This is a genomic window from Leptospira weilii (genome assembly GCF_006874765.1).
Classification (GTDB): domain Bacteria; phylum Spirochaetota; class Leptospiria; order Leptospirales; family Leptospiraceae; genus Leptospira; species Leptospira weilii.
Genome location: NZ_CP040840.1, coordinates 967,501 through 975,000, shown reverse-complemented (window position 1 = coordinate 975,000; position 7,500 = coordinate 967,501). Strand labels below are relative to the sequence as shown.

General features: G+C 39.9%; 6 protein-coding genes (1 of these 6 only partly in view). 3 read left to right on the top strand and 3 right to left on the bottom strand.

What is annotated here, in order from left to right; genetic code table 11:
• Positions 1–207 carry the 3' portion of a rhomboid family intramembrane serine protease gene (locus FHG67_RS04730; RefSeq protein ID WP_004499842.1) on the top strand. Its footprint begins 387 nt before the window's first position, so the window shows 207 of its 594 coding nt (coding positions 388–594); its start codon lies beyond the left edge, outside the window; its stop codon occupies positions 205–207.
• A gap of 536 nt (positions 208–743) precedes the next feature.
• On the opposite strand, the gene FHG67_RS04720 is transcribed toward FHG67_RS04730, so the two are convergent.
• A complete protein-coding gene (locus FHG67_RS04720; protein WP_004499829.1) occupies positions 744–2,198 on the bottom strand; it encodes a pectin acetylesterase-family hydrolase in 1,455 nt (484 codons plus the stop codon).
• A gap of 841 nt (positions 2,199–3,039) precedes the next feature.
• Positions 3,040–4,002, bottom strand: coding sequence for a hypothetical protein (locus FHG67_RS04715; protein WP_004496283.1), 963 nt, complete (start codon positions 4,000–4,002; stop codon positions 3,040–3,042).
• A 155-nt stretch (positions 4,003–4,157) separates the two neighbouring features.
• Between FHG67_RS04715 and FHG67_RS04710 the strand changes: the two genes are divergently transcribed.
• Together FHG67_RS04710 and FHG67_RS04705 are read left to right on the top strand one after the other, a co-directional pair.
• A complete protein-coding gene (locus FHG67_RS04710; RefSeq protein ID WP_002625992.1) occupies positions 4,158–5,402 on the top strand; it encodes an EAL domain-containing protein in 1,245 nt (414 codons plus the stop codon).
• A gap of 213 nt (positions 5,403–5,615) precedes the next feature.
• Complete coding sequence (locus tag FHG67_RS04705) at positions 5,616–6,569, top strand: Rpn family recombination-promoting nuclease/putative transposase (protein ID WP_142499666.1); 954 nt, start codon at positions 5,616–5,618, stop codon at positions 6,567–6,569.
• A gap of 142 nt (positions 6,570–6,711) precedes the next feature.
• Here the strand turns inward: FHG67_RS04705 and FHG67_RS04700 are convergent, their stop codons facing one another.
• Entirely contained in the window at positions 6,712–7,287 is a 576-nt protein-coding gene (locus FHG67_RS04700; protein ID WP_002626030.1) for a PaaI family thioesterase, read from the bottom strand.
• Between the last annotated feature and the right edge of the window lie 213 nt (positions 7,288–7,500).

The following is a 7,500-nucleotide window of genomic DNA, read 5'->3' as shown; positions in this document are numbered from 1 at the left end:
TACATGATGTTCATACCTATCCCGATTCCGGGAGCGATTTACGCGGTCTTGTATTTAGTTTACACGTATTTTTCCTCGAAAAGCGGACACTCGGACGGAATCAATCATGACGCTCATCTTTGGGGCGCATTGTGCGGAATTGTATTCGCTCTTTTGCTCGAACCTGAAATCCTCGGTAGAGTGATTCGAAATATTTCGGGAAGTTAAAAAAACATACCGTTACGATTTTTATTCTAAAACCTTACACTCAGATCATTCAATAAGCTCGTATGCGCCCAGGAGTTCCCCACAGATTAGGATGATTGATAAGTTTTCGAACAGGCTTTTCTGCCACTAGAGTTGTCGAAAAATTGCATGGTTCAGATTAGCAAAATCACTTCAAACATCCATTTCAATGAAGCAGAAACGGATAGAGAATTAATTTTTCAACAACTCTATTAAATTCTCATAGGAATTCCCGCATTCTTACGTTTTCAAGACATTCCGATATCCTTTCTTTAAGTCGCAAGCGCCCAATGAACCGCCCATCTTAAGGTGAGTTCGACGGCTGAAAATGAGAAAGAATTTTCTAAAAGTAGGAGTTCCTACTTTTAGAATCTGCTCGTAAAATCGCGATTTGTTTTAGTTCCCACATTTTAAGAATAGATTCCAAAGTTCAAATTCCTACAGAAAAATGAATCACGCCGAACTCACGTTAAAAAGATTAAAAACCCACACGACCCGAAGGTAGTGCGGGCCTCATTTCAGAGTCCTACGACTGTCCCGCAGGTAGTCGCTAAGTTTTTATTATTTGCATACGATTGATCCGAAGTGACCGCACTCAAGGCGAGATTGATCGTATTCTTAGTAAAATTCGAATGAACACAATCTCCTCCGTTTGTAGTACACTTCGCATTCCCGGGCTTCACTCCTGTGGAAAGAGTCGTGAGCCAAGTAATAAAGTTAGTCCCTCCAGAACCCAATTTATACATATCTTCCGATGTGGTGATCGTATGCACATCGCCTGGAGCGATATAATACGAATAATTAGCCGCCGCACCGGAAATTCCATTCATAGAAGTAACCGCTTGTTGCGTCCAACCGCAGGTTGATCCGTCCGTGGACGCGAGAGTGCCATCCGGAACAGAACTCCCGTCGGTATCGCCGAACAGTGCGGAATACGTTTTAGAGGAATCATAAGGATCGGTTGTTTTTTCATTCGAATAAGCCGGAGCCGCATTGATGATATTCATCACCTTGTAAAAGAATCTTTGGTTTCCATCGAAGACGGCCGTGTATTGTCCGGTCTTGTCTCCCAAACCTATGTAGTAAGTGGAAACCTTTGTAAAAAAATCTTGGATGGAAGGATTACCAACGGTGAGATAGTTGGCAGCAATCCCTGTTACCCATGTCGGAAGACTCGAATCGGCTCCCCACTGAGTACTTAGGTTGGAAAAAAATCCGTTTGGGATCACTCCGTTAGACGCATCGATAAGCATGTTGACCTTTGCAGATGAATTTAACCCCGTAATCGTTTCACGAACAATCGGATAATTTAATAAAGTCCCGTAACCTCCCGCACTTTGCCCGGTAACGAATACGTTCTGAACTCCCGGATATTCCGACTGAATGTATTTCAAAGTCGCAAGGACATTGTCGTAACCCCGATGTTGTACGACGACTTGAGATCCTGAATTTGGGTCAGTATAGGTCATGTCCTTGGAACCGAAGTGAAGATCTCCCGTACAATACGGAATAAAAACCACATCATAGTCCTTGAACGGATTCAAAGAGTTATTCGCATTCATCACACCTTGAAAGACAAACTTTACAAACAAATCAGGAACACTATTGAGCTGATTGAAATACGTAGTCGTATTCGATCCGAAGCAATTGTATCCGCTCCAACAAGCCCCCCCTCCCATAAAATTGATGAGAAGCTTTTTATTGGATGTGCTTACCTTCTTTCTATAGAAAGAGAACGTAGTATTTCCACTCGACCCGGAACAGGAAGGATTATAAGCTCTATTTGAATAATTTGCTCCAGCAACCGTGATCGTTCCGGCGGAAGGAGTGATCTTTTCGTAAGGATTATGTAAAAGATCCGCTATTATCAATTCTAGAAACATTCTCTCCTTATCATCATCGTCTTTCTTTTTACAATCGGTAAAGACGAGAATGAGGCAAATCGCCGCGAGGTATATTATCCATCTTTTCATTTTTTTCGAGCTCCTTTTCTATTGTTTTTTCAATTTTGAATTTTTCTATTATAGTACTTCTCTAAACGAAAGTCAATCGATGCAGAAAAAATCAAAATTGATTTCCCAAAATCCCGATTCTTAAGTAAGGTTTTGAATAAGATCGCGTATTCTTTCGTTTTGGAGTTGGGCTCGATGTACGAGCACAAAACAAGAATGCGATGAGAATAAATCTCTATATAGGAACGCAACTACAAAAATTCATATGCTTACGTTATATAATAGGAAACTCAAAGATTTTTTCGGAAAAGATCGGTATAAAACACGAAAATAAATAAATTCCTCTACGGCAAATGGAATTTTCAGACTAACAAAGATCGCTGAAAATCAAAAAAAGATCTCATCTAAGAAAGAACTCTCAGAGGATAATCGGTATTTGCCTTTATTAGTACTCGGATCCGAAGATAAATCTGTCGGAATTACGACAAATCTTCTGTGAAACTTACGTCCCACCCTTATTTTTGGGTGGGGGAGAATAAACTCTATTTCGCTCTCTACGGGTCGCGAAATAGGTGGAAAGGTTCGGGAGATTTTTCTCTATCAGAAAATCATACTTTTTGCAAGTAAAAAGCCTCATTCTTGTCGGAACACTTGAAAAATATCAGTTTTTGATCCTTATGATTCCAAAAGCCTTCTTCATTTGTGGGTCAGGTTATGGATAATCAGTATTTGCTTTTATTAAAGTGCTCTCAATTGAGATTCTTCGGGAAATTCTATAGTCTTTCAAACGTAGTTTTCTTCGAATCAATATAAGATTTTTTGCATTTTTACGGATTCAAAAAAGCCGGACGCTTTTCCCATATCAGATTTCTAAAATCGCGAAACCTTTTTTGATTGTTTCTTTTTTGTTTCCGATTCGGATTTTACCGGAAACCTTTCCTTCCACTCTTTCCATGGGAATTTTTTTCCCGAAAAAACCGGAAATCATTTGGCGGGTTGTTCTTACCGGAGTGACCGTAAGTTCGATTTGATCGGAAGAGTCGTGAAGAACGTAAGACAGTGATTCTTTTTTAAAAGAAGCCGTTTCTAAGAACGTCGGAATTCCGTTTCTCCAAAGGAGAATTCCAGAGTTTTTATTGTAATTCAAACGAAACGAATTCTTCCCCGACCCAAAACCGTAGATGCGCGATTCGGGCAAAAAAGATATGCTTTCAAAACCGGTGGTGACGCTGTAGGCTAATCTCTCCGAAGATTCCAAATTCCAAATTTTATCGTCGATAGCAAGCTGGCCTCTCACTTGAAGATCCGGAGAAATCAATCGAAATAACCAATCCTTCCCGGAAATTCCCAAAGAAGAAACGGGTTTGTTCGTTTTTTCCACGATGCTTACGAGGGCGTCAAGTTGCAGATTCAGATCTGAAGTAAAAATGGAAGAATGGGTGTAACCTTGTTGGATCGTATCGTCCAGACGAAAGTTGAATCGTTGATTCCCTTGCGTAAAACTCCAGTATCCGTTTCGAAATGTACCTTTGGATAAAAATTCTTTACCCGGACTTCCAACCCATTCGAAGTCTCTAAAATTTCCGGACTCAAAAAACCAAAGATTGAGAAGAGTCTTACAGGCCCCCGGGCCTCGAAAAATTCGAAGTCCTAAAAGAAAATTTCCTGTAATCAAATCGACTAAAATGGAGTCTATTTTTTTCAAGGAAGACAGGAAAGAAGTTTTGTATTCTCTAGAGTTATCGATTCCAAGAGTCCCTAAATAGAGACCGAAATTGGGTTCTAATGTTGAGGGGTTAAGCAAATGGCCGATCGCCTCTTTCATGCGAATACCTTTAAGATTGTCAGTTTTTTCAGAGGTTTCAAAAAAAAAAGAAGAATGTAATCTTTTCTTCTACTTAATTTGATACTTTTTATCCAGAATTTTGCTTGTCGTAACTCATTTGATGGATTTCAGTAAATAGATTTTTAAAGAAGATCATGTTATACAGCCAGGATAAAAGCAATTTACTTTCCTACGGCGAGAACTACTATCAGCCTCATTATCAACCCATTCTAGAAGTTACCAATTGTAATATCATAGGATATGAGGTTCTAGGAAGATTTTATTTTCCCGAAAAAAACGAATATCGCTCTTTGGGTTATCAGTTCCACAACCCAGAACTAGATACAATTCGCCTCATCCAAATCGATCGGTTGATTCGGGAAAAAGCGATCCGTCATCTCAAAGACTCGGGCGTAAAAACCAAACTTTTTCTTAACATGATGCCTAACTTTCTCTCTATGATTCACACGGGAGACGTTCTGGATCTCAAAAGACTTCACGTTCTTAATCTTATGGAAAAATACGACATTTCACCCTCGGAAGTCGTTTTGGAAATTACGGAAGATAAGTTCGACGGAAACATCGAAAAACTTCTTTCGATCGTGAACGTATTCAAAGACTACGGATTCAAGATCGCGGTCGACGATCTCGGAGTCGGATTCTCCAATTTGGAAAGAATCGGTTATATCCATCCGGACATTATAAAGGTCGATATCAAGATCATGCGAGAAAGTTTAAACCGAAGATCCTTCAAAAATGTACTGAGCGCAATCGCTGACATGTCTCAAAAATTAGGTTCCGATCTTTTGTTCGAAGGAATCGAAACCGAAGAAGAATTACATCTCGCGCTTTCCATGGGGGCGAATCTACTCCAAGGATTTTATTTTTCAAGACCCCAAGTCGAGTTTCAGGATAAGAAACAATTCAACAAAACTCTTAGAGATGCTTTGGAAAAGTTCTCGGGTCTTCGGTTTATGGAACTGCTAGAAGAATTTCAAAAAGGCCAGGAGATCATCGACGCCTTAGGCGAGAAATTGGAAGCGCTTCGTCACAACGGAAAGGAGGATCTTCCTTTAGTCCTTCACCTCATGCTCTCTAACTTGCCATCCGAAATTCTTTCTGTCTTTGCCTGCGATATCTTCGGTTATCAGATCACTCCTACGTATTTCCGTTCCCATCCCGGAGAAGAATGGGATTCCGACCTGACCGAAATCGGAAATAACTATGCGTGGAGACCTTTTTTCATTCGTCATAAGGCAAAGGTAGTTCAAAGCTCTGCGAAGTGGACAGTCACGGAGCCTATTTATGATATGGACCTTCACAAACAGGTCGTAATCTTCACCTACACGCTCAGAGATAATTACATTCTCGTTATCAAGATGGACTGGGAAAGAGTTTAATCTTTTCCGTCAACGACGCTTCAAAAACTTCGGTAGAAACATCATCGCGAATTTTTCACAAAACAAAAGAGTTTCTACGTTTAGTGGTTAGACGTTAGGATTTTTTACTCCTCGTTTCGTTCATCAAGCAACCTGATTTATGGACTTTACAACATACCATACAGGATTTCCAAATGAAATTGACCGAGAAAGACGATAGCCCAAAGATAACGGATGACCGAAGTACACAATCCGCACGATCGATTGATCCGGGAAACCTTTCAGGACAAAAAAGAGGCGGCTACTTTTTTCAAAAACACGTTACCATCGGAAGTGGTCAAACTACTCGACTTGGAAAACTTGGAATTGTCCGAATCGAGTTTTATATCCGAGGAATTAAAACAAAAACAAACGGATCTGTTGTTTCAAATTCCGCTCAAGTCCGGAAACAAGTCGAACGTCTATTTACTTTTCGAACACAAAAGTTATTTAGAAAATACCGTCTATATTCAATTATTAGGATATTTAACGGAAATCTATCGAAACCAACAAAGGAATGGAGAGCCTCTTTCCGTAGTCATTCCGTTCGTATTCTATCACGGGGAAAAAGAATGGAAATTGGGAGATCGATTTTTGGACCAGTTCGTATTAACAAGCCAAGAAGCGGAAATTCTCAAGGACTTTATCCCCGATTTTAAAATAGACTTGTTCGATTTGAAAGAGGTAGAGTTGAAAAAGAAGTTGGAAAGTATCACTTTTCAAGTCACTCTGGGAGTGGTTCAAAAAATCCGCGAAGGAGATTTGGAATTTGTTTCTCACTTACCGGGGTTGTTTTCCCTATTACTGAGAATAGAGGAAGAATCGAAAAGGGTTGCAATCTTACGAAAACTGTTATTGTATATTTATTGGGCCCGTGATTTAAAGCCTACGGAACTCAAAAGAGTATTGGAAAGATCAAAATTGGAACAATACGAGGAACTAACGGTGACTACAGCAGAAAGACTGATTTCAGAAGGGATACAGCAAGGTATTGAGCAAGGTAAATTGGAAGATGCCGGTAAAATGCTTAAGAAAGGGATCGATCTAAAGACCGTTTTAGAAATTACAGGATTCTCCGAAAAAATCCTTAAAGAGAATGGAATTCTCCCAAGTGGCATTGTCAGTAATACTGTAAATGACGTTTCTTAAAAAGAATCGAGATTCTATCGATTCCCGAAAATGATGCAAAACTAATTCATTGTTTTCCTCCAATCTTAAATCGGCATTGCCCATCACACTGGAAGTCAAATACTTTTAGATGCCGTGGATAAGAGAATTAGACGTTAGGACTTTACAAAACTATGTTTTGAAGTTTGAGGCGTTTTCGAATTTCCTTACCACGTTTTTGATTCACTTCTAAAACTTGAAGAAGAGTATCAATCGGAAAAACGGTCCCTTGGAACATTCTCCTCATCGTCCTTTCCGACATATCGTACCAACGCGCTTTGGAAGAAACCAAAAGTTCGCCTGTTTTAAAAAGATGAATCGTAGCTTTTGTATAAAGCCTTCTTCTTCTTACCATTGTAACCCAACAGCGAACTTCAACTTCTTCGTTGAGAGGCACCGCTTTGTGGTAACGCATATAAAGTTGGTCGGTCATCACGAAATGTCCGAGATGAAAGCAAAGAACTCCCTGAGCTTCGTCGAGAAGAGTCGCCAAAACTCCTCCGTGAGCGTAACCTGGCGCTCCTTCGAAAGCTTTTTCTATTTTAAACGGAAATCGAACTTCTCCGCTTTCTTCGTGAAAGGGAAAACTCGCATGAATGCCTTTTGCGTTATCGGGACCACAACCGAAGCAGTTTTTATGATGCCAGTCTTGCCCGTTTTGGCTAGCTTTGATCTCCCGGTAAATTGTCTCTGGTTCCATATTATTCCTTCGGAAGGGATTTTTTACAACTTGTCCCAAACTGCAAAATGAAAACGACCGCGCTGTAGCATACTGGGCTCATACTTTTCAAGAACAGACTTTTATCTATTGATTGAATCACCGATTTTACATCGAGAACTATTCTAATTCCATAAAAAAATCGGATCTTTCTGATTCAAGTGCGAAACCCGAAAAATTCCGAACTCATAGACG